This window comes from Aquamicrobium lusatiense (genome assembly GCF_014201615.1).
Classification (GTDB): domain Bacteria; phylum Pseudomonadota; class Alphaproteobacteria; order Rhizobiales; family Rhizobiaceae; genus Mesorhizobium; species Mesorhizobium lusatiense.
Genome location: NZ_JACHEU010000001.1, coordinates 215,771 through 241,726, shown reverse-complemented (window position 1 = coordinate 241,726; position 25,956 = coordinate 215,771). Strand labels below are relative to the sequence as shown.

The window sequence follows — 25,956 nt, the reverse complement described above, 5'->3', positions numbered from 1 at the left end:
TTACATCAGGCCTGCGTCGGTCATCAGGTCCGTCACCTTGCGGGAATTCAGCGTCTGCGGATCGATCTTCGGGGCCTGCAGGTCTTCAAGCGATACGAGGGCGGCGTTGGAAGGCTCGCCCCTGCCGACCGTGTATTCGTAGGACGTGCCCTCGCGCAGCACCTTTTGACCACCCTTGCCGACGATCCATTTCAGGAAAGCCTGCGATTCCTGCGGGTGCTTGCTGGACGCCAGCACGCCGCCGCCGGAGATGGACACAAAGGCGCCCGGATCGCCGTTGCGGAAATAGTGCAGCTCGACGTCGCTGCTGTTCTCGCCGGTGCGGGCGCGGTCGCCGAACCAGTAATAGTGATAGATGATGCCGCCATCGATCTCGCCGCTGTTCACCGCCTTCAGAACGGTGTTGTTGCCGCGATAGGCCTTGAAATTGGTCTTCATCGCCTTCAGCCAGTCACTGGTGACGGCTTCGCCCTTCAGCTGGAGAAGGGCGCTGACGATGGCCTGAAAATCCGGCCCGGAAGGCGAAGCGCCCCAGCGGCCTTTCCATTGCGGGCCGGCGAGGTCGAGCAGCGATTTCGGCAGTTGGTCTTCCGTCAGCTTCGTCTTGTTGTAGGCAAACACGGTGCTGCGCGCGGCAATGCCGATCCAGTGGCCGCCGGAAGGGCGATATTGGTCCTCGACCAGCGCCAGCGTGTCGGCATCGACCGGAGCGAACAGGCCGGCCTGCTCCACCTGCGTCATGGCGGGCGAATTCTCTGTCAGGAACACGTCGGCGGGCGAAGCCTTGCCCTCGGCCACGATCTGGTTGGAAAACTCGCTGTCCGCCCCGCTGCGCAGCGTCACCCCGATGCCGGTTTCGGCGGTAAAGGCCGTGGCCCATTCCTTCGCAAGACTTTCATGCTGGGCGTTGTAGACAATGATCCGCTTCTCCTGAGCCATTGCCTGCGAGGATAAGATGAGGCCGGCCAGGGCCAGCGTGCTGCCGAAAAGGGCGGAAAGGGCAGGGTGCATGAGTTGTCTCTCGAAGGTGCTTTTGCGGCGAAGTGCCTGAAAGTTCATACATGATCCTATCAGTCAACAATCGGGCGGCAAAGGATTCTCGAAACATCGCTTTTTCGCCAGAGTGGGCTGGTTTTGCCCCGCTTGTCGCATATATTGCAGCGCAGCATTTTTATCCCTGCCATCGCGGAAAGGACCGTCATGAGCGCCACCAGAACCGCAGTTGTAACCGGCTCCACCTCCGGAATCGGCCTCGCCATTGCCCGCGCGCTTGCCGCGCAGGGCTGCAACGTGGTCGTGAATTCGTTTTCCGACAGGCCCGAGGACCATGAAGTTGCGGCAGAAATAGCCCGCGACCACAAAGTGGAAGCGGCCTATATCGGGGCCGACATGTCGAAGCCCGCCGAATGCCGCGCCCTGGTGGCGAAGGCGGCCGAGCGTTTCGGGTCGGTCGATATCCTCGTCAACAATGCCGGTATCCAGCATGTGGCGCCGGTCGAGGAATTTCCTGTCGAGAAATGGGATGCCATCATCGCCATCAACCTGTCCTCGGCCTTCCACACCATTGCGGCGGCGATCCCGCTGATGAAGCGGGAAGGCGGCGGACGCATCGTCAACATCGCCTCGGCCCACGGGCTCGTCGCCTCGCCGTTCAAGTCGGCCTATGTCGCGGCCAAGCACGGCATCATGGGCCTGACCAAGACCGTGGCGCTGGAAGTGGCGCGCGACCACATCACCTGCAATGCGGTGTGCCCCGGCTATGTGCTCACCCCGCTGGTCGAGGCGCAGATCCCCGATCAGATGAAGGCCAACAACATGGACCGCGACACGGTCGTTCGCGAGGTGATGCTGGACAGGCAGCCGACCAAGGAATTCGTCACCGTGGAGCAGGTTGCAGCCGCTGTCACCTTCCTGTGCTCGGAGGCCGCGGCGCAGGTCAACGGCACCCATATCTCCGTCGATGGCGGCTGGGTGGCGCAGTAAGCGCCGCCCTCCCCACTCACTCCTCAGCCTTCGGAAGGATCGCATATGCGGGCCAACGGTAACACTGTGCAGCGCAAGAAGATCAACATCGCCCTGCAGGGCGGTGGGTCGCATGGCGCCTTCACATGGGGCGTTCTGGATCGCCTGCTGGAAGACGACAGGCTCGATATTGTCGCCGTCTCCGGCACAAGCGCGGGCGCCATGAACGCGGTTGCGCTGGCCGACGGCTTCGTGCGCGGCGGTGCCGACGGCGCGCGCACCAAGCTGGAGGATTTCTGGCGAGCCGTGGCGCGGAAGGGCCGTTTCAGCCCGGTGCAGCGCACGCCATGGGATGTGCTTTGGGGCAACTGGTCGATCGAGAATTCACCCGGCTATATCTGGTTCGACACCATGTCACGCGTGGTTTCGCCCTATCTGGCCAATCCGCTCGGTCTCAATCCGCTGCGCGATGTGATCGAAAGCGAGATCGATTTCGACAATGTGCGCTCCTGCAAGGCCATGCAGGTGTTCATCTCGGCCACCAATGTCGAGACCGGCCAGATCCGTGTCTTTTCCGATGGCGAGATCGATCGCGATACGGTGATGGCTTCCGCCTGCCTGCCGCAACTGTTCCGCGCGGTCGAGATCGACGGCGTGCCTTACTGGGACGGCGGCTATGGCGGCAATCCGGCGCTGTTTCCTTTTTTCAGGGCAACCGAGACCGAGGACGTGCTGCTGGTTCAGATCAACCCGGTGCAGCGCGAGGGTGTGCCGACCAGCTCCAGCGAGATCCAGAACCGCATGGACGAGATCGCCTTCAACGCAGCGCTGCTGCGCGAATTCCGCGCCATCGCCTTCGTCAAGGAACTGATCGCGGCGGGGCGCCTGCCGCATGGCGAGTACCGCGATATCCGCATGCATCGCATCGATGCAGATGCGGCGTTCAAAGGCCTGTCAGCCTCTTCCAAGATCAACGCCGAATGGGCGTTTCTGGAATATCTGCGCGATCTTGGGCGCGATGCGGCCAGCGACTGGCTGGAGGAGAACTTTGATGCGGTGGGCGAACGCGCCACGCTCGATCTCTCCGGCGAGTTGGACGACGGCATGAAGCCGCTGAAAGTAGCGGCGCCCCCTCCGGGTGCACGCGTCAGTCGCTTCCTTGCCACCCGCAAGCGTCCGCCCGGGGCCGGCAGGGTGCAGGGCTGATCAGGGCAGCACATCTGCCAGATCGAGCGGCTGGATGACCGGCGCGCCGCCGGCTTCGCCGAAAAAGGCTTCCACGCCATAGATGTCGCGCAGGGTGTGCGGCGTCAGTACCTGTGTCGGGGCACCGTCTGCCACGATGCGCCCCTCATGAAGTAGCAGCAGGCGCGAACACCAGCGCGCCGCCAGCCCAAGATCGTGCAGAGAGGCGACCACGCTTTTTCCGTCCGCGGCAAGCGAGGCAAACAGGCGCATCAGCGAAATCTGATGGGCCGGATCGAGACCGGCCGTCGGCTCGTCAGCCAGCAGCAGCGGCGCATCCTGCGCCAGTGCGCGGGCCGTCAGGACACGCGCCTTTTCGCCGCCGGAAAGCTCGGTGGCGATACGGTCGCGGAAGGCCTCGATGTCCATGCGCTGCATGGCATCATCGATGGTGGTTTTGTCCTGTGCGGTCAGAGCGGCAAAGCCTGCGCGGTGGGGTTCGCGGCCTAGCGCCACGATCGTCTCGACCGGCACGGCCCAAGCGATTTCGCGCTCCTGCGCCAGATAGGCAACGCGGGCCGCGCGCCGGCGCGCGTTCATGGCTCCGGCGACCTCACCGGACAGGCGTATGTGGCCCTGTGTCGGCACCAGATCGAGCACCGAGCGCAGAAGGGTCGATTTGCCCGCTCCGTTCGGACCGATCAGCCCGACGAATTCGCCGGCTTCGACCTCGAAGCCCAGCCCGTTCAGCACCTGTCGGTGCCCGAGCCTGACGGAAAGGTTTTCAACAGAGAGCAGCGTCACATGAGGCTCCTGCGGGTGCGGAAGACGAGCCAGAGGAAGAACGGGGCACCGACGATTGCGGTAAGCACGCCAAGCTTGAGATCGCGCTCGGGCGCGATGATGCGCACCAGTGTGTCGGCGCCGAGCACCATGGATGCACCGCCGAGCGCGCTGGCCGGCAGCAGGCGTGATGGCCGCGCACCCACCAGCACCCGCAGGATATGCGGCACGACCAGCCCGACGAAGCCTATGGCACCGGCTACGGCTGTCGCGGCGCCGACGCTGGCGGCCGTGCCGAACACGGCCAGAAATTGCACGCGGCGCAATTCGATGCCCATCGAGGCAGCCGTTTCCGAGCCGAGGGTGAGCGCATCGAGCGCGCGCCCCAGCGAGCCCAGCATGATCCAGCCGATCAGCATGAAGGGCGCGGAGAGCCACACATGCGTCATTGAGCGGTCGGTGAGTGAGCCCAGCATCCAGAACATGATCTCAAGGGCTGCGAACGGATTGGGCGACAGGTTGAGCGCCAGCGAGGTCATGGCCCCGGCGAAGCTGGTGACGGCAATACCGGCGAGAATGACGATGAGGGCCGACCCCCGCGCACCGGCAAGGGCCTGCACGACCAGAACGGCTGCTACCGCGCCGGCAAGGGCGGCAAGCGGCAGAGCGAGCAGGAAGGCGGCGGACAGGCCGGTATAGATGGCAAGAACGGCACCCAGCGAGGCGGAGGCGCTGATACCGAGCAGGCCGGGTTCGGCCAGAGGGTTTCGCAGATAGCCTTGCAGGACAGCGCCGGAGAGGCCGAGCGTCGCGCCGATCATCAGCCCGAGAATGGCGCGCGGCAGCCTGATCTCGCGCATGATGAGGGCAACGCCATCGGCTTTGCCGGAGAACAGCGCCGCCATGCTGTCGGCAAAGCCGACCGCCGCCGGGCCGACCGTCAGCGACAGCAGGAACAGCACCAGGGTGAGCGCGGCAAGCAGCGCGATCAGAAGATGATAACGATGATCGGCGTTCATGGCTGGTTCTGTTCCCCCGCCGCATCCTGCAGCATGAAGGCGGCATCGAGGGTGAAGGGCGCGCCGCAGATCATTTTCGCGACCGGCAGATCGACGACCTTCTGCCCTGCGAGGGCGCGGAAAGCCGGGTGGACGAGGTTTTCCTGCGCCAGCGCCGGTGCGCCGTAGTCGCTGCTGGAACGGCCGATCAGATCGGGTTTTGCCATGATGAGCTGCTCCAGCGGCAGGCGCGCCGAGCCGGCGATCCCCAGCCTTTCGGCGATGTTGACCAGCCCCGCCGCGGTGAAGATCTCGTTGGCCAGCGTACCGCTGCCCGCCGTATAGCTGTTTGGCTCGTAGAGCGCGATGGTGCGGCCGGATTGCGGGCCGGAGGCGAGACGCGCAAGACCGGCGTCCACCTCGGCGATCAGCTCAGCGGCGCGCTGCTGGCGGTGGAGGAGTTCACCGATGCGGGCGATATGGTCACGGACATCGTCAAAGGAGGTTGCCGGGGCGAATTCCTCCACCCTGAATCCCAGACGGCGCAGCAACCCGACCGTGGCGCGCGAGGAGAATGTGCCGGCGAGAACGAGGTCGGGTTCCATGAGGAAGATTTCCTCGGCAAGCGCGTGATTGGTCACGAAGGCTTCGGCCTGCCGCGCCATCGCCGAGCTGCGCGGATCGCTGGCCAGCACCGAGACGGAATGAAGCTGCCCTTCGCCGGCGATCAGCATGGCGAGCTGGTCGGTGCACAGGTTCATGGAAACGACGCGGGGTGGCGGGGTGTCCTGCGCAAGGGTCGGCATCACGGAAAGACCCAAGGCAAATGCCATCAGCAGATTTGCGCGCCATCCAGCAAAAATGGCGCGCAAAGGGGAATGCTTTCGGCGGTTGCCTTCGGACACTAGAGCATTTCCGGTGAAAAAGGGATCACTTCCAATGCTCTATCTCCTTGTTTCCACGCAGTTCCGGACGCAAAACTGCTTCGCACTTTTGCTGGAACTGCTTTAGAACTTCGCCTTGATTCCGGCGAAGGCAGCGATGCCGGGTGTGCCGTAGCCTTTCACGGTCTGGTAGTTCTCGTTGAGCAGATTTTCACCCCGAAGGTAGATCTGCGTGGACTCCGTGAGCTGGTACGCGACTTTGGCGTTGAGCAGCACATAATCATCCAGCTTTGCGCCGCCGTCCACGACATCCGCGACGAATTTCACGTCTGCGCCAATGGTCCACTTTTCGGCAGGCCGGGCTTCGGCCGAAAGGACAACGGCATGTCGCGGAATGCGGACGTTGCGGGTGCCGTCCGCCTTGCGCGAATCCGTATAGGTGTAGGAGCCGCCGAGGTCGAGCCAGCCGGTGGCGGCGTAGGTGAAGGAAGCTTCGACGCCTTTCGAGCGCGTGGTTCCGGGTGTCTGGTCGTAGTAGCCGCCCCACGGATAGCTGAAATCGTTTATCCAGTCGATCTTGTCGTCCACCCTGATGTGGAAGTAGGTGACATCGGCCGTCAGCGCCCCGCCCAGCAAATGCTGCTCCACACCTATATCGAAGCTGCGGCTCGTCTCCGGCTGAAGGTTGGGGTTGCCCACGCTGGAGGGGGCGTAAAGCTGGTAGAGGCTTGGAGCCAGAAAACCTGTTCCATAAGATGAATGAAGGCGGGTTCCTGTGGTGGCAAACAGGTAGGACGCCGTGCCGCGATAGGTGGTGTGGCCGCCGAATTCGGAATGCTCGTCATGGCGAAGCCCAGCGGTGAGCACCAGATCATTCACCGGTTCGAGGACCGCCTGAGCCCACACGCCGGTAAGATCGAACTTGCCCAGCGGGCTGCCGCCGCCGGCATCGTCGGCTTCCTGTTTCTCATGGTCGAGGCCATATTGCAGGAGAACTCTTTCCGTCGCCTCGAACGATCCCTGATAATCGATCTTCTGCCTTGTGCCGATGAAGGAGCTGGGGAAACCGCCCCACACGCTCTCCCGGTCGGATTTGAAACCTTGAGCGGAGACGGTGTTCTTCAGCCTGCCGTCCATGAGATCGAAATTGAGTCCGAACCGGCCTCCGGTCATCCTCGCCCGCTCATAGCTGTCGGGATCGTCGGGGCCGTTGCCATCGAATTCGGCCTTTGAATTGAGGTGCAAGACCGAGCCGAAGACCGAAAAGGCTTCGTTGATCCTGTGTTCGGCGGTGAGGTCGATATTCAGACTGTCGAGGCCATCCCGCTCCCGGCCGTCTGCCAGAGCCGAGATGCCGTCGGTGTGCAACCCCGAGACGTTGCCTGCGAATCCCGATCCTTCGTTCGCAGCGGTAAATCCGTAGCGGCCCCGCACGGTGCCGAAAGAACCGCCCTCGGCCTCAACCGTATGGTGAACTCCGCTGTCCGGTTGGCCGAGCGTCGAGATGTTCACCAGACCGGCTATGGCACTGGAACCGTAGAGGGTGCTCTGGGAGCCCTTCAGAACGTCCACATTGCTGATGCCGCCGGTGAGAAGATACTGGTAATGCGTCAGCACCTGTGTGCCGGTCGGGTCGGAAATGTCGATGCCATTGTAGAGCGTCTTGACGTAGCCGGAGCCAAGACCGCGCACGAAAAGGCCGGTCGTGCCGCCGAGGCCGCCATTTCTGGCAACCGAAACGCCGGGCAGCAGGTTCAGATAGTCGCTGAGGACCGGACGGGATTTCCCCCCGATTTCCGCCTGCGTGATCTGCTCCACCTTAGAGCCGACCTTGTTCTTCCGGGTCGGGGTGCGGTTGGCGGTTACCGAGATTGTCTTCAGCTCGATGACATCGCCGGCCTGCTGGCCTTCATCCTGCGCCCGGACGGCACCGGTAAGCGTCAGCGAGCAGATGCCGGCAGCCAGAATCGTTGTTCTCATCGTCATTTCCCCCTGCCGGGCACGGGAGCGCCCGGAAAAACAGCCTTTCACCGGGAGCTGGCAGGCAGGGGAGGTGCAGTCTGCACCCTTCGGCCGTACCGGCACGCGGCAACACGTTTCGTGTCACCGCTGCGGACGGCCGCGCCCGATCTCACCCCGAGATCAGACATGGGTGACCGGAACCGGCAGGTCTCCTGACTTCCGCGTCATTGCCTCCCGCCGCCTTCCCGGACCGTCAAGATCCAGTGGCATATCGGGGGAGGCTCGGCGGCTACAGTTGCGGGGGCAGTCGCGGCTTTGCCGGCAATGCGGCAGACCGTGTTCCCTTTTTATCCGTAATCGGAACCAGTTCCGGTTGCGACGCTAAGCATCGCTGGCACGGCGTGTCAATTCGGACAGTACGGGATCAGCAGTGCCCGCAGCGCTTCTCGTCCTTGCGGGGGGGCGAAAATTCCGCTACGTCGCCGCTTTAGCTGACGGGAGCAGGCCATTGACCGACCGACAAGCCGATGTCGCCATCATCATGGGCAGCCAGTCCGACTGGGCGACCATGCGTCACGCCGCCGAAACGCTCGCCGAACTTGGTGTTTCCCACAAAAGCCTCATCGTTTCCGCGCATCGCACGCCGCAACGTCTCTATGACTTTGCCCACGGCGCGAAGGCTGCCGGTTACAAGGTGGTGGTGGCTGGCGCCGGCGGGGCCGCCCATCTGCCGGGCATGACGGCGGCGATGACCTCGCTGCCCGTGTTCGGCGTGCCGGTGGAATCGAAGGCGCTGTCCGGACAGGATTCGCTGTTGTCGATCGTGCAGATGCCGGCCGGCATTCCGGTCGGCACGCTGGCTATCGGCAAGGCCGGCGCGGTCAATGCGGCACTTCTCGCCGCCGCTGTTCTGGCGCTCACCGACGATGCGCTGGCCGGGCGGCTGGAAGGCTGGCGCGCCGCGCAGACCGACAAGGTTGCCTTCGAGCCGAAGGACGACGCGTGATGCTGGCGCCCGGATCGACAATCGGCATCGTCGGCGGCGGCCAGCTTGGCCGCATGCTGGCCATGGCCGCCGCGCGCCTCGGCTACCGCATCGCCGTGCTGGAGCCGCAGGCCGGTTGCCCGGCCGCGCAGGTGGCGAACCGGCAGATCGTGGCTGCCTATGACGATCCGGCCGGGCTGGCCGAACTGGCCGCGATCAGCGATGTCATCACCTATGAATTCGAGAACGTGCCGGTGGAGGCCGCCGAGACGCTCGCAGGGCGCGTGCCCGTTCTGCCGCCGCCCCGGGCGCTGGAGGTGTCCCAGGACCGGCTGAGCGAAAAGCAGTTCCTCAACGGCATCGGTATCGACACGGCCCCCTTCCTTGCCGTCGACAGCGACGCGGACCTTGCGTCCGCCCTGCACAGTTTTGGCGGCAACGGCGTGCTGAAGACACGCCGCATGGGTTATGACGGCAAGGGCCAGCGCGTGTTCCGCCATATGGAAAGCGGCAATTATTCCGGCGTCTTCGAGGCGATGGGGTCGGTGCCGCTGATCCTTGAAGGACTCATTTCCTTCGAGTGCGAGATTTCGGTGATCGGTGCGCGGGGCGCCGATGGCAGGGTGGCGACCTATGCGCCGGCACGCAACGTCCATCGCGACGGCATCCTGCACACCTCCACCGTGCCTGCCGCCGTTCCCGACATTACCGCCGACGTCGCGCGGGCCGCTGCCGCCTCGATACTCGAAGCGCTCGGCTATGTGGGCGTCATCGGCGTGGAGTTCTTCGTACTGGACGATGGCTCGGTGCTGGTCAACGAGATCGCGCCGCGGGTGCACAATTCCGGCCACTGGACCGAAGCCGCCTGCGTCATCTCGCAGTTCGAGCAGCACGTCAGGGCCATTGCCGGGCTGCCGCTGGGCGACACGCGCCATCACAGCGCCTGCGTGATGGAGAACCTGATCGGCGACGATGTCGCGCGCGTACCTGAACTCGTGGCCGAGCCGGACGTCCTTGTCCATCTCTATGGAAAGGCAGAGGCTCGCCCCGGCCGCAAGATGGGCCATTTCACCCGCCTGACCGGCCGCAACTGAGCCTGCGGCAATGGCCGTGCGGCGTATTCTTGTTCCTGTCGCAATTCGCTGTCAGGAATCGCCGGGATCAAAGGCGGGGAAGTCTGCATTGCGACGTATATGGGTATTCGCGGCCGTATTGCTCGGCGCCCCGCTGTTGATGGGCGCTCATATGGGCGTGCAGCAATTGCTCGGCAACTTCCATGAGGTAATACCGGGCGAATTCTACCGCTCCGGACAACCGGACGGGGACGACGTCGCGGCCTATGCGGACCGCTACCGGATCCGCACCATCATCAACCTGCGCAACGAGACCCCCGATGCCGAAGCGCTGGCAGCGCGCGCGGCGGCGGAGCGCCACGGCATCAGGATCATCGATTTCCCAATGTCTTCGTCGAAGGGCCTGCCCGTCGAAAAGTCTGCGGAACTTGCCGCCCTGATGCGCGACGCGGAAAAGCCGCTTCTGGTGCATTGCGACCATGGTGCGAACCGCACCGGCCTGGCATCGGCCATCTATACGGGTGCGATCGCCGGCAAGGGCGAGATCGCGGCCGAGCTGCAGCTTTCGCCCTATTACGGCCATGTGCCGATCCGCGGTGTTGGGCGATACGAAATGTATCGTTCCTGGGACCGGTTCGAGGAAACGATCGGCTTCTGAAGCTGGTCGAAGCCAGCTTTCCCTGACGTTCGCACAGATTTTCTTTCGTACGTGTACGGGTGCGACATGGTGCCCAAGTGACTTCCGGCGTGGCGGGACGTACTGAATTTTCAGAAATTTCTGAAAATTGGTCCGTCATGAACCTTCCGCCACTCATACAGTCTTTCGTGCTGCACTTCGGCGAGATGGGCAGCCGCTGGGGCATCAACCGCACGGTCGGCCAGATCTACGCGCTGCTCTATGTGTCGCCGGAACCTCTCTGCGCAGATCAGATCGTGGACGGGCTCGGCATTTCGCGCTCCAACGTTTCCATGGGGCTGCGCGAGCTTCAGGCGTGGAATCTGGTGATGCTGCGCCATATTCCCGGCGACCGCCGCGATTTCTTCGCCGCACCCGACGACATCTGGCAGATCCTGCGCACGCTGGCGGAGGAGCGCAAGAAGCGCGAGGTCGATCCCACCCTTTCGGTGCTGCGCGAGCTTCTCATGCAGCAGCCGGGCAGCGAGGAGGAACGTTACGCCCAGTCCCGCCTTATGGAGATGAACGGACTCATCGAACAGCTTACGAACTGGTATGATGACGTCAAACGACTCGATACGGAACGGCTGGCGACACTGCTCAGCCTCGGCTCAAAGGTGACGAGGCTGCTCGATGCGAAGGATCGCATCGTTTCGCTTGGCCGCAAACGCAGGGGGGACGGACAACCGTGAGTGCGCTCGACACGGCGATTGCCCGGCAACTGGCTGAGGAACCGGTCCTGCGCAGGCCGGCTGAAGCCGAAATTTCCCAAATTCCGGAGCAGGAGGCCGTCAGGACGAAGCGCCGCCGCCGCGCGTCGAAGCCCTCCGCGTCTCCGGGCAGGCTTCCGATAGCTCTTCAGTCTGCCGCATCGCTGATCTGGATCGGGCAGGCCGCTCTGCTGGCGCTGGCCATCGGCGAAATCGCTGGCGGTGCCGGAATGAACGCGGTGATCTGGCCGGCCGTCGGGGTCTTCCTGCTTGGCGTGGTGCGGGCGGGCATGGACCGGGCAGGTTCGCGCCTTGCCTTCCTCGCCGCGCGGCGGGAACTCTCACGTCTGCGGGACCATGCCGTTTCGGTGCTCGCCACCCGCTCGCCGCTCGATGCGTCGCGCCCGTCATCCGGCTTCGTCGCCAGCACGATGGCCGAGCAGGCCGAGGCGGTGGTGCCCTATGTCGCGCGCTTCCAGCCGCTGCGCTGGCGCGCCGTGATCGTTCCGCTGGCCATCTTCGTTTGCGTCCTGCCGCTTTCGTGGGTGGCCGCCCTGATCATGCTGATCGCCCTGCCGCTGATCCCGATCTTCATGGCGCTGGTCGGCTGGCGGGCGAAGGAGGCCAGCGAGCGCCAGCTTGCCAAGATGGGCGATATGAACGCCTTCCTGCTCGACCGGCTGCGCGGCCTTGCCACGATCCGCAGTTTCGGCGCGGTCGACCGCACGGCGTTGCGCCTGCGCGAGGAAGCCGATCTCCTGCGCAGCCGCACCATGGCGGTGCTGCGCATCGCTTTCCTGTCCTCGGCGGTGCTGGAGCTGTTTTCGGCGCTGGGCGTCGCCATGGTGGCCGTCTATGTCGGGTTCCATTTCCTCAGCCAGCTCTCGTTCGGGGCATGGGGCGGGCAACTGTCACTGACTGAGGGCGTGTTCATCCTCATGCTCGCGCCGGCCTTCTTCGAGCCCATGCGCGACCTGTCGGCCGTCTGGCACGACCGCGCCGCCGGCGTGGCGGCTCTGGAAGCCCTGCAAAAAGTGGCGGCAGCCGGCGAACCCATCGTTGCCGCCGAGCGCATCGACACGGCGAAAGCCGATGGCGCCGCTGTGGGCATCGCCATCGACGATCTCCATTTCAGCCACGCCGGACAGGATCACCCGGAGCATGGTCGTCCGGTCTTCGATGGCCTGTCGCTGGATATTGCGCCGGGCGAGCGCGTGGCCGTGATGGCGCCGAGCGGTGGCGGTAAGTCCACCCTGCTGGCGCTGATCGCCGGGCTTGCGGTCCCGGAAGCCGGCACCATCCGCATCGGCGGGGAGACGTTGAGGCCGCAGACGGCGGCGCGGCTGCGGGCGGGCATGGCGTGGGTCGGCCAGTCGCCGCATATCTTTGCGGGAACGCTTGCGGGCAATGTCACGCTTGGCCGTCCGGGTCTGGACGACGCGGTCGACGCCGCGCTCGATGCCGCACGTCTCGGTGACGTGGCGCGGGACCGCAGGTCCGTGCTTCTGGGCGAGGGCGGAGCCGGGCTTTCCGGCGGCGAGGCGCTGCGCCTTGCCATCGCGCGTGCGGCCGCAACGCCCGGCGCCGGGCTCGTGCTGGCCGATGAGCCGACCGCCCATCTCGACCGTCGCACCGCCGGCGAGATCACCGATATGCTGCTGGACATCGCCGAGGGGCGCACGCTGATTGTCGCCACCCATGATCCGGTTCTGGCGGCCCGCATGGATCGCATCGTCACGCTTGATGACGCAGCCGTGAAAGGAGACAGGGTATGAGCGCTTTGCGGCATCTGCGCGCTGTCGCCGCGCTGTTCTGGTCCGGCAACCGGCCGATGCTGGCAGCCGGTGCGCTGCTGGCGCTGTGCACCGCGCTGGCGGGCATTGCGCTGCTCGGCCTGTCCGGCTGGTTCATCACGGCCACCGCGATTGCCGGGGCCTCCGTGGCGACCGCGCTTGCCTTCGACGTGTTCGCGCCCGCCGCCGGCATTCGCTTCCTGGCGCTTGCCCGTACCTTTTCCCGCTACGGCGAACGACTGGTCACGCATGATGCGACATTGAAGGTGCTGGCGCGCCTGCGCGAGCGGGTGTTCCGCGGCTTCGCTACCGACACGCAGGCGCGCAGCCTCGCGGCCCGTCCGTCGCGGCTGCTGTTCAGGCTCACCGTCGACATCGATGCGCTGGATTCGCTTTACCTGCGGGTCGCGGTGCCGCTGGTGGCGGCGCTTGGCTCGGCGCTGGTGACGGCTGCCGTGCTCGGCGCCATCGCGCCGGTTCTGGGCATTGGCATCGGTCTCCTGCTGTTTTCGTGCGGGCTTGCAATTCCGGCGGTTGCCGCCGCGCGTGCGAAAAAGCCGGCGCGGCGGCGCGCCCATGCGCTGGAAGTGCTGCGCTCGCGCACCATCGACCTGATGCGCGGCCAGACCGATCTGGTGATGACGAACAGGCTGGTGGCACAGGCGGCAGGGGTTTCCCACGCCGATGCGCGGCTTGCCTCCGCCGACGATGCGCTGAACCGCATCGAAACCAATACGGGCTTTGCCTTCGCTATCGCCGGCGCGGCTCTGCTGGCGATCACGCTGGTCGCCGCCGCCATGCTGGCGGAGAGCGGCGCCATCGGCGCGCCGGTCGCGGCGCTGGCCGTGTTCGTGGCGCTTGCCTGTCTCGAACCCTTCGCCGGCCTGCGCCGTGGCGCGCTGGAGCTTGGGCGCGTCCTGCTGTCCGCCCGCAGGCTGGGGCCGAAGCTTGGCGCTGCAGCAGATGAGGTGCGCGGCGCCGCCCGCCCCGCCAACCCCACCGATGCGATCGAGATCACGGATGCGACGCTTTCCTACCGCTGCGGCGAACGCCCGGTTCTGCAAGGCCAGTCGCTTTCTATCGTCCAGGGCGAGCGCGTTGCCCTGATCGGCACCAGCGGAGCCGGCAAGTCCACCATGCTGTCGCTGATCGCGGGCGAACTGGTTCCGCAGGCGGGAACTGTGGCCATGCTGCCCGCCACCCTGCTCACCCAGCGCACAGAGCTGTTTCGCGACACGTTGCGCGGCAATCTTCAGCTTGCCCGTGCCGATGCCGGCGACGGTGAAATGATGCAGGCGCTGCATGCCGCCGGACTTGGCACCTTCGTGGCCGAACTGCCCGAAGGCCTGGACATGATGCTGGGCGAGGGCGGCACCGGCCTTTCCACCGGTCAGGCGCGCCGGCTGGCGCTGGCCCGCCTGTTGCTGCGGGACACACCCGTGTGGTTGCTCGACGAGCCCACCGACGGCGTGGACGGCGCGACGGCGCGCGATGTCGTCGACTGCATCGGCGCCTGTGCGGAAGGTCGCACGCTCGTCATCGTTACGCATATACGCCGTGAAGCGGAACTGGCCGACCGCATCGTGGTCATGGAGGAGGGCCGGGTGGAGACGGATTTCACGCGCGGCAGCGAAGGCTATCGCAGATTGCTCGACCGGCTGCGGCCGGACTGAGCACAGAGTTCTCGACGCCGGGAAAAGGCGCCACATCAGCCAAGGAGGCCGGAAAGCCGGAGTAGCCATGGAACTCGATATTGTCGATCTGTCGCGACTTCAGTTCGCGATCACCGCTCTCTACCACTTCCTGTTCGTGCCGCTGACGCTCGGCTTGTCCGTGGTCATCGCGATCATGGAAACCGTCTATGTCATGACCGGTCGCGACATCTGGCGCCAGATGACCAAGTTCTGGGGCACGCTGTTCGGCATCAACTTCGTCATGGGTGTGGCCACCGGCATCGTCATGGAATTCCAGTTCGGCATGAACTGGAGCTATTACAGCCATTATGTCGGCGACATCTTCGGCGCGCCGCTGGCGATCGAAGGGCTGATGGCCTTCTTCCTGGAGGCGACCTTCGTCGGCCTGTTCTTCTTCGGATGGGACAAGCTCTCGCGCCTCGGCCATCTGGCCGCGACATGGGCGGTGGCCATCGGCTCCAACTTCTCGGCGCTGTGGATTCTCATCGCCAATGGCTGGATGCAGAACCCCGTAGGGTCGTCCTTCAATCCGCAGACCATGCGCATGGAGGTCAACGATTTCGCCGCCGTGCTGTTCAATCCTGTGGCGCAGGCGAAGTTCGTGCACACCGTCTCGGCCGGCTACGTCACGGCATCGATCTTCGTGCTCGGCGTTTCGGCCTGGTATCTGCTGAAGGGACGCCATCTCGAACTCGCCAAGCGCTCGCTCACGGTCGCCGCCTCGTTCGGCCTTGCCGCGTCGCTGTCGGTGGTGGTGCTGGGCGACGAGAGCGGCTACCTCTCCACCGAGCATCAGAAGATGAAGCTCGCGGCCATCGAGGCGATGTGGAAGACCGAGCCGGCGCCGGCGGCCTTCACCGCCATCGGCTTTCCCGATCAGGAAGCGCGCAAGACCCATTATGCCGTCCATATCCCGTGGGTGATGGGCCTGATCGGCACGCGCTCGCTGACCACCGAAATCCCCGGAATCGAGGACCTTGTGGCCCATGCCGAGACGCGCATCCGCAACGGCATGGCGGCCTATGGGGCGCTGCAGGAAATCCGGGCGGCCGGCAGCGATGCGGCCATACCGGAAGCCGCGCGCACGACCTTCGAGGAGAATGGCGCGGACCTCGGCTATGCGCTTTTGCTCAAGCCCTATCTCGACGACCCGACGCAGGCCAGCGACGAGCAGATCGCACAGGCGGCATGGGATACGGTTCCTAATGTTCCGACGCTGTTCTGGACCTTCCGCATCATGGTGGGGCTGGGCTTCTTCTTCATCGCGCTGACGGCTGTGTTCTTCTACCTCTCGGCCCGCCACCAGCTCGACCGCTATCCGTGGCTGCTGCGCGTCGGTGTGTTCGCCATCCCGCTGCCGTGGATCGCGGCCGAATGCGGCTGGATCGTTGCCGAATTCGGACGCCAGCCATGGATCATCGAGGGCGTTCTGCCGACAGCGGCTGCCGTCTCCAATCTTGGTGCCGCCACGGTGCTGACCACCATTGTCGGCTTCTCGCTGATCTATTCGGTGCTGTTCGTCGTCGAAATGGCGCTGATGCTGGCCGCGATCCGCAAGGGTCCGGAGGCCGATCACGCCCCGCGCACCCGGCTTGCACCTCCTTCCCTCGCTCCGGCGGAGTAGATGACATGATCCTGCATGAACTTCTCGACTATCAGACCCTGAGGGTCATCTGGTGGCTGTTGCTCGGCGTGCTGCTGATCGGCTTCGCTGTCATGGACGGTTTCGATCTCGGCACCGGCATGCTCCTGCCCTTCGTCGGCAGGAACGATGTCGAGCGCCGCGTCGTCATCAACACGGTCGGACCCGTCTGGGAAGGCAATCAGGTGTGGCTGATCCTCGGCGGCGGAGCGATCTTCGCCGCCTGGCCGCCGCTTTACGCCGTGTCCTTCTCCGGCTTCTATCTCGCCATGTTCGCCATCCTGTTCGCGCTGATCCTGCGCCCGGTCGGTTTCAAGTACCGTTCCAAACGCGAAAGTGCCGCGTGGCGCAGCGGCTGGGACTGGGCCCTGTTCATCGGCGGCCTCGTGCCGGCGCTGGTGATGGGCGTGGCGGTCGGCAATGTGCTGCAGGGCGTGCCGTTCCGCTTCGGCACGGATCTGCGCATCTTCTATGACGGGACGACGCTGTTCGAGCTGCTCAATCCGTTCGGCCTGCTGTGCGGGCTGCTTTCGGTGGCCATGCTGATCATGCACGGCGCCTCGTGGCTGGTGCTCAAGACCGAAGGCACGGTTGCGGCGCGCGCCCGCCGTTATGGCGTGGGGGCGGCGATCGCCACGATCGTCCTGTTCGCGCTCGGCGGCATCTGGCTGTGGCTGGGGATCGATGGCTACCACATCACCAGCACGGTGGTGACGGACGGACCCTCCAACCCGCTCGCCAAGACCGTGGAGCGGGCATCGGGCGTGTGGTTCGAGAACTATGGCAACCATCCGTGGACGATCATCGCGCCGGTGCTGGGCTTTGTCGGGGCGCTTGCCAATCTGGCGCTGCAGCGGGGCAGGCGCGAGATCGTGCCGGTGCTCGCCAGTGCCGTCTCGATCCTCGGCATCATATCGACGGTCGGCCTGTCGATGTTCCCGATGATCCTGCCGTCGTCGCTCGATCCCAACTCCAGCCTGACGGTCTGGGACGCCTCTTCCAGCCACCTCACCCTGTTCATCATGCTGGTGGTGACGGCGATCTTCATCCCGCTCATCGTCGCCTATACGAGCTGGGTCTACCATGTGCTGTGGGGCAAGGTGGACGAGAAGGAAATCCGCGACGGCAGCGGCCACGCTTACTGACGCAAAGGAGACGTGAAATGTGGTATTTCGCCTGGCTGCTCGGCCTGCCGCTCGCCGCCGCTTTCGCGGTGCTGAACGCCATGTGGTACGAGCTCATGGATGACGCCGCCAAGGCGGCCGCGCCGGCTGCGGCTGCGGCCCCGAAAAAGAGCAGGTAAGGCACAATCATATCCGGCAGCGGCCACACGGAAGTTGCCGGATATGGACTGCGCCAGAGCTATCGTGACGCTGCCTGCCGCAGGCGCAGCAGATCCACCGGGCGGTTGTCGATGATCGCTTCCATCGAAAAATAACCGGTGACGGTCGCCAGATCGAAGTCGGTGATCAGCCTTTGATAGAAGGCGTCATAGCCGGCCATGCCGCGCGTGATCACCTTCACCATGTAGTCCCAGTCGCCGCCGATGCGGTAGAAGTCGATGACCTCCGGCAGCTTCTCGACATGCTTGCGGAAGCGTTCCGCCCATTCCTTCGAATGATGGCGCGTGCGGATCATGACGAGCACGGTCAGGTCAAGCCCAAGCGCGGAGAGGTCGATGTTGGCATGCGAGCCGCGCAGGATGCCTTCGCTCGTCAGCCGCTGCAAACGCCGCCAGCAGGCATTCTGCGAAATGCCGGCCTGCTCGGCCAGATCGCGCTGCGACAGACCGGCCTGCTGTTGGAGGCAGTTCAGAATTCTGAGGTCGATGCTGTCGATTTTTGCCATTCTTAGATCATGTGACCCAATTTTGGTCATTCTGTGCATTAAACAGGTGAAGTTTCAACCGATAATCCGCGTAGAATCTTCCATCTCGTATCTTCGAATGGGTCAGAGGTGGGCAAATGATGGTTTCGGCGCAGTTTGGCGGTAGTCCGCTGGACCGGTTTCGGCAGGAACTGGCGCGGGACGACATCGTGGCGGAGCTGCGCGCCGGCCTGATCGGGGCGGACGCCGTCATCGACGGCCCGTTCGGCGCGAAGCCCATGGTCTATGCCGATTATGTCGCTTCGGGGCGGGCCTTGCGGCAGGTGGAGCGCTTCGTACTGGAAGAGGTGCTGCCCTATTACGCCAACAGCCATACCGAGGCGTCCTGGTGCGGTGGCTTCATGACCCGTCTGCGGCGCGATGCGCGTGCCGTGATTGCCAGCCATTGCGGCGCTGACGAGAGCCACGCGGTCATCTTCACCGGGTCGGGCGCGACCGCCGGCATCAATCGGCTGGTCAGCCTGTTCGGCGTTGCCGAGGCGGTGCGGTCCGGCCAGCGCGTGCGTGTCATCATCGGCCCTTACGAGCATCATTCCAACATCCTTCCATGGCGCGAAAGCGGTGCCGGCATCGTGGAAATCGCGGAAGCTGCGCAGGGCGGTCCCGATGCGGGGATGCTTGCCGATGCTCTGGGCGAGACAGGTTTTGATCTGACGGTTTGCGCCTTTTCCGCTGCATCGAACGTGACCGGCATCGTGGCCGATGTTGCGGGCCTGACGCGGATGGCGAAGGCTGCCGGCGCGCTGATGGTATGGGATTACGCCGGCGGCGGCCCCTATCTGCCGATCGCCATGACACCGGAAGATGACGCGGTGATCGACGCCATCGTGTTGTCGCCGCACAAGTTCATCGGCGGCCCCGGAGCTTCCGGCGTGCTGGTGGTTCGGCGTGCTGCGGCGGCGATCAGCAAACCCTCATGGCCGGGTGGCGGAACGGTGCGTTTCGTAACCTCGCAGGCGCATGACTACAGCGGCAATCTCGAAGCACGCGAAGAAGCCGGCACCCCGAATGTGGTGGGTGATATCCGCGCTGCGCTTTCCGTCCTCGTCAAGGAAGCGATCGGCGCGGACTTCATGCAGCGCCGCAACAGCGAACTGGCTGGCCGTGCCGCGCGCGCGTGGAAGGGCGTCGAAAATCTCGAACTGCTTGGCCTGCCCGTGCCGGGCCGGTTGCCGGTGTTCTCGTTTCGCATTCGGGACGGCCGGGGTGGCTATGTACATCAGCAACTGGTGACGCGCATGCTGAGCGACCGTTTCGGCATTCAGGCTCGGGGCGGCTGCGCCTGCGCCGGACCTTACGTGCTGAGATTGCTGTCGATCGATGACGGACGCGCGCAGGAATTGCGGCAGGCGATCCTGTCCGGAGACGAGATGGCGAAGCCGGGTTTCACGCGGCTGAACTTCAGCGTGCTGCTCGACGATGACAAGGCGGACTACATCATTGATGCGGTGAGGCAGATGGCTGGCGATGCCGCCATCCATGCGCCGCGCTATGACTTCGATCCCGGCCGGGCGATCTTCTTCCCCGCAAAATCGGCCTGAGCGGGCGCTTCCCGCAGCAAGCCGGTTTCAGGCCACGCCAGCGCGTTGCAGGGCCAGTGCCTTCTCGATCGGCAGCGCAGGCGAGAACAGGTACCCCTGTGCGCATGCGCAGCCCATCGATTGCAGGATGTGCGCCTGATCCGGCGTTTCCACGCCTTCCGCCATCACCTCGATGCCAAGCGTGTGCGCGAGGTCTATGACCGCTTTCATCAGCAGGCGGCTTTCCTTGGCGCCTGCCAGATCGTTGGCAAAGCTGCGGTCAATCTTGACCTTGGAAATGCGGCCGTCCTTGAGGGAGGCCAGCGTGGAAAAGCCGGCTCCGAAATCATCCAGCACGATCGAGATGCCGGCGCGGGCCAGCCGGCCGAGTTTTTCGCCGACCCGCCCCAGATCGACGGGGGCTTCCTCGGTGATCTCGATTTCCAGCATCGAAGTCGTCAATCCGCGTTCGGCCAGACCTGCGAGGATCATGGTGTCGATGTCGGCTGCTTCGAGTTCCCGGGGGGAAATGTTGATGGCGATACGGATCCCGCTTCTGCCTTCCTCGCGCAGCCTGTCCATCATGTCGCAGGCATTCCAGAAGACTGTTTCAGTAAGTGCCGGCAGCAGGCCTGTGGTTCGCGCCGTGGTGATGATCTCGGGCGGTGCAATCTGCCCATGCTCGGGATGCTCCCAGCGCAGCAGGCTCTCGAAACCGACGATCCTGCGCGTGTCGAGGCGTACGATCGGCTGATACCAGCTTTGCAGCTCTCCCGATGCCAGCGCGGCCTTCAGGTCGCGTTCAATGCATTGCTGGCGTCTGAAAGCCTCCTCAAGCACAGTATCGAAGATGCACAGATTGTTCCGCCCCCTGTCCTTTGCCGTGTAGAGGGCGAAATCCGCGCGCAGCAGCATATGCGTGAGATGCGGATCATCGGCAACATGGATGCCGACGGACGCGCCGACCTGAATGGAATTGATGCCGGCATAGGGCCGCGAGATCGAGGCGATGATGCGCAGGGCGAGCTGCTCGGTATCGGCTGCAGCCGCGCGCCCGAAAAGCAGGACGAATTCGTCGCCGCCCACGCGTGCCAGAGTGGCCTCGGCCGGGGCTTCCGCCCTTATCCGTCCGGCGATCTTGAGAAGCAGATCGTCGCCGACGCGGTGGCCGTAGGTGTCGTTTACCGATTTGAAGCCATCGAGATCGATGAGCATCGCCGTGAAGGGGCCATCCGCAGGCTTAAGACGGCTGACGGCCTGCTCAAGTCCGCGCCTGTTCAGAAGACCCGTAAGCGGGTCTTCTCTGGAATTCTTCTCCATTTTACCGGCATGGTGATTGGCTTCATATTTGAGCCTGCTCGTTTCGCGAAAGCGTTCCTGTCCGAGGAAGGAGCTTTTCACCAGCCCTCCGAAAAACAGCGTGCTCGTGAAGGCGAGAACGTAGTCGTCTAGCTCTCCGCCCATGATCATGCACACCACGACCGCAAGCAGCGGGGGAGCCATGAACAGAATGGGAAGCGCCGCATAGCAGGCACTGTAAGATACCGCGCCGGCCGAGATGCCGGCGACGATGACCAGATAAACGGGTGTTTCGGGAGCCGTGAAGCCGTCCGAGATAACGGCGACATATGCCCAGGCAACGCCCGCCAGAAATGCCAGCGCCATGTAGCCGCGCAGCCATTTCGAGAGCGTTGCATAATCCTGTTTTTCCAGCTCTTCATCCTGCGGCTGGCGCAGCGCCAGGAGAATGCGCGCGCCATTGACCACGTTCACGATCACGAGCCAGGCGAGCGTCGTCCAGTCGGCGCCGGAAATGGATTTGACAAGAACGATCAGCACGGAAAGCACGGTGCTGATGGGCATCGAAATGAGAAGGCTGGCTCGCAGATCAGCGAGCTGATCGCGCAGAACGCCCAGCTCAACCCCTTTTTGTCCTGCCGGAAATGGCATCTCGTCCGCGCGCTTTGACACTCTCATCCCGCCGTCTGATACGGTAGCAGGTTGAAGAACGCATTAACGCTTTCACCCGCCATCACGGCAAGCCATCATGCGGAGTGAAAATCCGGTTTATGGGGAAATCGTGCGATTTATTCTGTTAGGGTAAACGACGCGGGTCTCAGCTGTTGCTCGCTCAATCTGAAGATCGTGCAGATATCGGCGGCAGCTTCGTCATCAGCCGACGGGATCGGCGATCGTATTCTCGATGGCGGCGATATTGAGTTCCAGATAGGCAACGCGCTGAATGGTGCTGTTGCTTGGCAGTGCTTTGTTTCTGGCTGCTTCCAGCAGCAGAGCTGCCTGCTCCTTGCGCAGCATCTTAGAAAGGTTCTGCAGCTGAGATTTTTCTTGACCCGTCATGAAGCCGGTATAGCGACAGGAGCCGCATCACTCAAGCATTGTCATGACATAAAGCCGGCAGGAAGAAGCTGATCCGCAACGGCCCGGCATCAGGGAAGTTGGTGGAGCTGAGGGGGATCGAACCCCTGACCTCGTCATTGCGAACGACGCGCTCTCCCAGCTGAGCTACAGCCCCATCAGCAGGATGGCGCATTTATGTGCGGCGGGCGAAAACTGTCAAGCGTGCAATTTTGTGTTTTCGATCGCAAGGCTGAGGCCATGCAGGACTTGCCGGTCCGGGCCGCAATGGCTACATGTCGTCAACAATCGGAGACCCGCATGATCGCCCTTATCCAGACTATCGTCCTGGCGCTTGACCTCTACTGGTGGATCATCATCGCCTCGGCCATCTTCTCCTGGCTCTATGCGTTCAACGTCGTCAATCCGCGCAACCAGTTCGTCGGAACCATCGGCAACATGCTGTTTAGGCTGACCGAGCCGGCGCTGCGGCCGATCCGCCGTTTCATGCCGGACCTTGGCGGCATCGACATCTCGCCGATCATCCTGCTGCTGGTCCTGTTCTTCGTCCGCCAGTTCCTGCTGATGAGCGTGGCGCCGCTGTTCCTGTAGGACAGGTGGTGGATCTGCCCTGCAGGCCTCGGGACGACGGGCTCGACCTCTATGTACGGCTGACGCCGAAATCGTCGAAGGACGAGCTGGGCGGCGTTGAAGCTTCAGCTGACGGGAAGATTTACCTCAAGGCGCGCGTTCGTGCGGTGCCCGAAAAGGGAGCTGCCAACACGGCGCTGGAAAAGCTGGTTGCAAAGAGCCTTGGCGTGCCCGCGACGACGGTGCAGGTGGTGGCGGGGGGAACGGCGCGGCTCAAGACGGTGCGGATAAGCGGCGAGCCGCCGATGCTTCATCAGAAGCTGGAGCAGACCCTGTCCCGGTGACAGGGTCTGCTGAAAAAGCTTACTTCGAGGCGCGGGCGCGCTCGAGGCCTTCGACGATCATCTGACGGGCGCGGTCCGCACCGTGCCAGCCGCCGATCTTCACCCACTTGCCGGGTTCCAGATCCTTGTAGTGCTGGAAGAAGTGCGCGATCTGGTCGAGCGAAATCTGCGGCAGATCGGTGTAGTCGCGGACGTTTTCGTAGCGCTTGGTGATGTGCGGAGACGGCACGGCGATGATCTTCTCATCCTGGCCGGCATTGTCTTCCATGATAAGGACGCCGATCGGGCGTGCATTGATCACGCAGCCCGGTACCAGCGCACGGGTATTGCACACCAGAACGTCGACCGGATCGCCGTCGCCGGACAGCGTATGCGGCACGAAGCCGTAGTTCCCGGGATAGCGCATCGGCGTGTAGAGGAAGCGGTCGACGAACAGCGTGCCGGCTTCCTTGTCCATTTCGTACTTGATCGGCTCGCCGCCGACCGGAACCTCGATAATGACGTTGACGTCTTCCGGAGGGTTGTTTCCGGGCGATATGGCGTCGATGCGCATGTCTGGGCCTCTTGGTTTGCAGAATTCCCGGTACGGCACCGGCGGGTGTCGTTGCGGGAACAAGATGAAAATCAGGGAGAGACTGCATCCTGAAACGACGCAGCATCACGTCCTGCGCGTCGCAATAGCGGGGCTTGCCGCGACAGGCAATGCGACGGAACGAACCGATGGCACATTTGATCCCGAAAAAGACGCCGGCTGTTGCAATCGAGCGTTCAGCAGGGGCGGGAAGCGAAGCGTCTGCAGGTCACTCCCAGATGAAGGCGACCTTCTTCAGGGCTTTCTGCTCGAAGATCTCGACGCCTTCGGCGACATCGCGGCCGCCGGCGCCGGCGTAGAAGGCCAGAGCATTGTCGTTTTCTTCAAGCGCCCAGACCACGAGACCTTTCAGGCCATGTTCGGCCAGACGGCGGCGCGCTTCGGCAAACAGGCGGCTGCCAAGGCCGATGCCCTGATATTCAGGGCGCAGGTAAAGCTCGTAGATCTCGCCCTGCTGGGAAAGCTCGCGCGCACGGTTGCGCCCGATGGTGGCATAGCCCGCGATGACGCCGCCGATTTCGACGACGAGAACCGTAGCGGCGCGCCGGATGGCATTGGCCCACCAGTCGCTGCCGCGGCGGTTGATCATCGAGGTCAGGGCTTTGTGAGGAATGATGCCGGCATAAGCGCCCTGCCATGCCTCAAGGTGAACGCTCGCTATTGCGACTGCGTCGCGCGGTTCGGCTCTGCGGATGTCGATGGCCAGGGTCTTCATAATTCCTTAACCATAATCTCCGCGCGCGGCAGAGCGCAAGAGCCGTGCCGGTTTTCCTGTCCGGGTTGCGCACAGGAAGTCTTGTCCGTCAGATTTCGATCAGATGGTCGTCGAGTTCGTTTTCGTTGCCGGGCGAGAGGGGAAAATGCTCCGCCAGAATGGCCCCGACCGATCCGATGGCCTGAACGAAGCCATCTGCCAGCTTGTCCTGGCGCGCATGCGCGGTCAGGTCGCGGATCGTGTCTTCCCACAAAAGCGGATCGACACGGCTGCCGATGCCGACATCCGCGATGACCTCGGCATAGCGCTCAGTCAGCGAAACGAAGATCAGCACGCCCGTGCGGCCGGCAGTGCGGTGCACATTGCGTCCCAGAAACTGACGCCGTGCATTGTCGCGGGCCGCGCGGTGGCGCATCTGCCACGGCACCAGATGGATGCGCAGCGCCGGCACCAGCCACAACAGCCCCAGCACGGCAGCCACTGCGGCAAGCTGCTTGAGGATGAAATGCGGCAGGCGGATCGATACCCACCAGTATTCGGATACGAAGGCGACGGCGAGGCTGGCGAGCAGAATGCCGATCATCGCCATGCAGGCGGCGGGAAAGAAGTAGCCGTCGCTCTGGCGGGCGACGACGCAGTAGATTTCGCCGTCGGTTTTCGCCTCCGCCTCGCGAATGGCGGCAGCCACACGCTCGCGGTCGGCTTCGCTTATGGGTTTCGTCGCCATCTACCAGCCTCCAGATGCGCCGCCGCCGCCGGACGAGCCGCCGCCGCCCGAGAAACCACCTCCGCCGGACGACCAGCCACCGCCTCCGCCGGATGACCAGCCGCCACCGCCCGAGCGGCGCGAAGAGCCGCTGCTGCGGTTGACCTCAAAGACCATGCCGAGCCAGCGATAGCGGCCGGGTCCGATCTTTTCGCCGAAGATGGGCGGCAGGATCGCCATGGCGAAGCCGCCGAAGAACAGGATTGCCCAGATGGTGATGAACAGGACCGGAATCCAGTCCTCGATATCATTGCTGCTGGCGGGATTGCGCCTGCCGCGCGCCTCCAGTTCCTCCGGATTGCCGTGCAGCACCATGATGATGTCGTCGACGGCCTTTTCGATGCCGCCGGAAAAGTCGCCGGCGCGGAATGCCGGCACCAGATCGTTTTCGATGATCAGCCGGCTGTGCAGGTCGGTGAGCGTACCTTCGAGGCCGTAGCCTACTTCGATGCGCATCTTGCGGTCATCGCGCGAAATCAGCAGCAGGACGCCGTTGTTCTCGCCGGCCTGCCCGAGCTTCCACTCCCGGAACAGCCGGTTGGCATAGGGCTCGATGGCCTCTCCGTCGAGGTCTTCCACCGTCGCGACGACGATCTGGTCCGATCCTTCCTTCTCGAAATCCGCCAGCTTCTGTTCCAGCAGGATGCGGGTGGCAGCATCGATCATGCCGGCCTGATCGACCACGCGGCCGGTGAGAGCGGGCAGGGCGGCGGCCAGCGCCACGGCAGGCAGCAACAGCCCGATCAGGAGGATGGCCAGCATCCTCCTGAAACCACGGTGCGGGGCCCGCTCCGATGCGAGGCAGTGCCGGGTCATCAATTCACCTTGCCGGATCAGCG

26 protein-coding genes, 1 tRNA gene and 1 riboswitch are annotated in these 25,956 nt (G+C 64.0%); of the genes, 14 read left to right on the top strand and 13 right to left on the bottom strand.

Annotation, left to right across the window (positions count from 1 at the left end):
• Positions 1–1,011 carry an iron ABC transporter substrate-binding protein gene (locus HNR59_RS01265; RefSeq protein WP_183831229.1) on the bottom strand — a complete coding sequence of 337 codons (1,011 nt, stop codon included), beginning with the start codon at positions 1,009–1,011 and terminating at the stop codon, positions 1–3.
• 189 nt (positions 1,012–1,200) lie between these two features.
• On the opposite strand from HNR59_RS01265, the gene HNR59_RS01260 reads away from it, so the two are divergent.
• On the top strand, positions 1,201–1,983 hold the full coding sequence (locus HNR59_RS01260; RefSeq protein ID WP_183824821.1) for a 3-hydroxybutyrate dehydrogenase: 783 nt from the start codon (positions 1,201–1,203) through the stop codon (positions 1,981–1,983).
• Between the two features lie 45 nt (positions 1,984–2,028).
• Positions 2,029–3,168 carry a patatin-like phospholipase family protein gene (locus HNR59_RS01255; RefSeq protein WP_183824818.1) on the top strand — a complete coding sequence of 380 codons (1,140 nt, stop codon included), beginning with the start codon at positions 2,029–2,031 and terminating at the stop codon, positions 3,166–3,168.
• On the opposite strand, the gene HNR59_RS01250 is transcribed toward HNR59_RS01255, so the two are convergent.
• The 4 genes from HNR59_RS01250 to HNR59_RS01235 all read right to left on the bottom strand — a co-directional run bounded on the left by HNR59_RS01250 (position 3,169) and on the right by HNR59_RS01235 (position 7,792).
• Positions 3,169–3,951: an ATP-binding cassette domain-containing protein gene (locus HNR59_RS01250; RefSeq protein ID WP_183824815.1), complete on the bottom strand. Its 783-nt coding sequence runs from the start codon at positions 3,949–3,951 to the stop codon at positions 3,169–3,171.
• Positions 3,948–4,949, bottom strand: coding sequence for a FecCD family ABC transporter permease (locus HNR59_RS01245; protein ID WP_183824812.1), 1,002 nt, complete (start codon positions 4,947–4,949; stop codon positions 3,948–3,950). The genes HNR59_RS01250 and HNR59_RS01245 overlap by 4 nt, the downstream gene beginning before the upstream one ends.
• On the bottom strand, positions 4,946–5,800 hold the full coding sequence (locus tag HNR59_RS01240) for an ABC transporter substrate-binding protein (RefSeq protein ID WP_425488608.1): 855 nt from the start codon (positions 5,798–5,800) through the stop codon (positions 4,946–4,948). The genes HNR59_RS01245 and HNR59_RS01240 overlap by 4 nt, the downstream gene beginning before the upstream one ends.
• A 135-nt stretch (positions 5,801–5,935) precedes the next feature.
• Positions 5,936–7,792 carry a TonB-dependent receptor plug domain-containing protein gene (locus HNR59_RS01235; protein WP_183824806.1) on the bottom strand — a complete coding sequence of 619 codons (1,857 nt, stop codon included), beginning with the start codon at positions 7,790–7,792 and terminating at the stop codon, positions 5,936–5,938.
• A gap of 167 nt (positions 7,793–7,959) precedes the next feature.
• A riboswitch (cobalamin riboswitch) is annotated at positions 7,960–8,157 on the bottom strand.
• A 125-nt stretch (positions 8,158–8,282) separates the two neighbouring features.
• On the opposite strand from HNR59_RS01235, the gene purE reads away from it, so the two are divergent.
• The 9 genes from purE to cydX all read left to right on the top strand — a co-directional run bounded on the left by purE (position 8,283) and on the right by cydX (position 17,650).
• Positions 8,283–8,780 (top strand): 5-(carboxyamino)imidazole ribonucleotide mutase, encoded by a 498-nt coding sequence (purE, locus tag HNR59_RS01230; RefSeq protein WP_183824803.1) that lies wholly within the window; start codon positions 8,283–8,285, stop codon positions 8,778–8,780.
• Entirely contained in the window at positions 8,777–9,853 is a 1,077-nt protein-coding gene (locus HNR59_RS01225) for a 5-(carboxyamino)imidazole ribonucleotide synthase (protein WP_183824800.1), read from the top strand. Before purE ends, HNR59_RS01225 begins: the two co-directional genes overlap by 4 nt.
• Before the next feature lie 139 nt (positions 9,854–9,992).
• Entirely contained in the window at positions 9,993–10,490 is a 498-nt protein-coding gene (locus HNR59_RS01220; protein ID WP_246374584.1) for a tyrosine-protein phosphatase, read from the top strand.
• A 137-nt stretch (positions 10,491–10,627) separates the two neighbouring features.
• Positions 10,628–11,200, top strand: a complete 573-nt coding sequence (locus HNR59_RS01215; protein ID WP_183824793.1) for a GbsR/MarR family transcriptional regulator — start codon at positions 10,628–10,630, stop codon at positions 11,198–11,200.
• A 47-nt stretch (positions 11,201–11,247) separates the two neighbouring features.
• The gene (cydD, locus tag HNR59_RS01210) at positions 11,248–12,993 is read left to right on the top strand and encodes a thiol reductant ABC exporter subunit CydD (protein ID WP_210307261.1); all 1,746 of its coding nucleotides are present in this window, start codon (positions 11,248–11,250) and stop codon (positions 12,991–12,993) included.
• Positions 12,990–14,684, top strand: coding sequence for an amino acid ABC transporter ATP-binding/permease protein (locus HNR59_RS01205; protein ID WP_183824790.1), 1,695 nt, complete (start codon positions 12,990–12,992; stop codon positions 14,682–14,684). Before cydD ends, HNR59_RS01205 begins: the two co-directional genes overlap by 4 nt.
• Positions 14,685–14,751: 67 nt before the next feature.
• The gene (locus HNR59_RS01200; protein WP_183824787.1) at positions 14,752–16,329 is read left to right on the top strand and encodes a cytochrome ubiquinol oxidase subunit I; all 1,578 of its coding nucleotides are present in this window, start codon (positions 14,752–14,754) and stop codon (positions 16,327–16,329) included.
• Positions 16,330–16,334: 5 nt separating this feature from the next.
• Positions 16,335–17,492, top strand: coding sequence for a cytochrome d ubiquinol oxidase subunit II (gene cydB / locus HNR59_RS01195; RefSeq protein ID WP_183824784.1), 1,158 nt, complete (start codon positions 16,335–16,337; stop codon positions 17,490–17,492).
• A gap of 17 nt (positions 17,493–17,509) precedes the next feature.
• The gene (gene cydX / locus HNR59_RS01190; protein ID WP_183824781.1) at positions 17,510–17,650 is read left to right on the top strand and encodes a cytochrome bd-I oxidase subunit CydX; all 141 of its coding nucleotides are present in this window, start codon (positions 17,510–17,512) and stop codon (positions 17,648–17,650) included.
• 59 nt (positions 17,651–17,709) lie between these two features.
• Here cydX and HNR59_RS01185 read toward each other — a convergent pair whose 3' ends face one another.
• Complete coding sequence (locus tag HNR59_RS01185) at positions 17,710–18,195, bottom strand: Lrp/AsnC family transcriptional regulator (RefSeq protein WP_183824778.1); 486 nt, start codon at positions 18,193–18,195, stop codon at positions 17,710–17,712.
• 116 nt (positions 18,196–18,311) lie between these two features.
• Between HNR59_RS01185 and HNR59_RS01180 the strand changes: the two genes are divergently transcribed.
• Complete coding sequence (locus HNR59_RS01180; RefSeq protein ID WP_183824775.1) at positions 18,312–19,775, top strand: aminotransferase class V-fold PLP-dependent enzyme; 1,464 nt, start codon at positions 18,312–18,314, stop codon at positions 19,773–19,775.
• A gap of 27 nt (positions 19,776–19,802) precedes the next feature.
• On the opposite strand, the gene HNR59_RS01175 is transcribed toward HNR59_RS01180, so the two are convergent.
• The 3 genes from HNR59_RS01175 to HNR59_RS01165 form a co-directional block, all read right to left on the bottom strand.
• Positions 19,803–21,725, bottom strand: coding sequence for a putative bifunctional diguanylate cyclase/phosphodiesterase (locus tag HNR59_RS01175; RefSeq protein ID WP_343060568.1), 1,923 nt, complete (start codon positions 21,723–21,725; stop codon positions 19,803–19,805).
• 201 nt (positions 21,726–21,926) lie between these two features.
• Entirely contained in the window at positions 21,927–22,070 is a 144-nt protein-coding gene (locus HNR59_RS01170; protein WP_246374444.1) for a hypothetical protein, read from the bottom strand.
• Positions 22,071–22,211: 141 nt separating this feature from the next.
• A tRNA-Ala gene (locus HNR59_RS01165) sits at positions 22,212–22,287 on the bottom strand.
• A 143-nt stretch (positions 22,288–22,430) separates the two neighbouring features.
• On the opposite strand from HNR59_RS01165, the gene HNR59_RS01160 reads away from it, so the two are divergent.
• Together HNR59_RS01160 and HNR59_RS01155 are read left to right on the top strand one after the other, a co-directional pair.
• Positions 22,431–22,721, top strand: a complete 291-nt coding sequence (locus tag HNR59_RS01160; protein ID WP_183824769.1) for a YggT family protein — start codon at positions 22,431–22,433, stop codon at positions 22,719–22,721.
• Positions 22,722–22,729: 8 nt separating this feature from the next.
• Complete coding sequence (locus tag HNR59_RS01155) at positions 22,730–23,044, top strand: DUF167 family protein (protein ID WP_183824766.1); 315 nt, start codon at positions 22,730–22,732, stop codon at positions 23,042–23,044.
• Positions 23,045–23,063: 19 nt separating this feature from the next.
• Here HNR59_RS01155 and ppa read toward each other — a convergent pair whose 3' ends face one another.
• From ppa to HNR59_RS01135, 4 genes are all read right to left on the bottom strand, one after another.
• Positions 23,064–23,597: an inorganic diphosphatase gene (ppa, locus tag HNR59_RS01150; protein ID WP_183824763.1), complete on the bottom strand. Its 534-nt coding sequence runs from the start codon at positions 23,595–23,597 to the stop codon at positions 23,064–23,066.
• A gap of 247 nt (positions 23,598–23,844) precedes the next feature.
• Positions 23,845–24,351: a GNAT family N-acetyltransferase gene (locus HNR59_RS01145; protein ID WP_183824760.1), complete on the bottom strand. Its 507-nt coding sequence runs from the start codon at positions 24,349–24,351 to the stop codon at positions 23,845–23,847.
• 88 nt (positions 24,352–24,439) lie between these two features.
• Entirely contained in the window at positions 24,440–25,078 is a 639-nt protein-coding gene (locus tag HNR59_RS01140) for a TPM domain-containing protein (protein ID WP_183824757.1), read from the bottom strand.
• Entirely contained in the window at positions 25,079–25,879 is an 801-nt protein-coding gene (locus tag HNR59_RS01135) for a TPM domain-containing protein (protein WP_246374443.1), read from the bottom strand.
• Positions 25,880–25,956 lie beyond the last annotated feature (77 nt).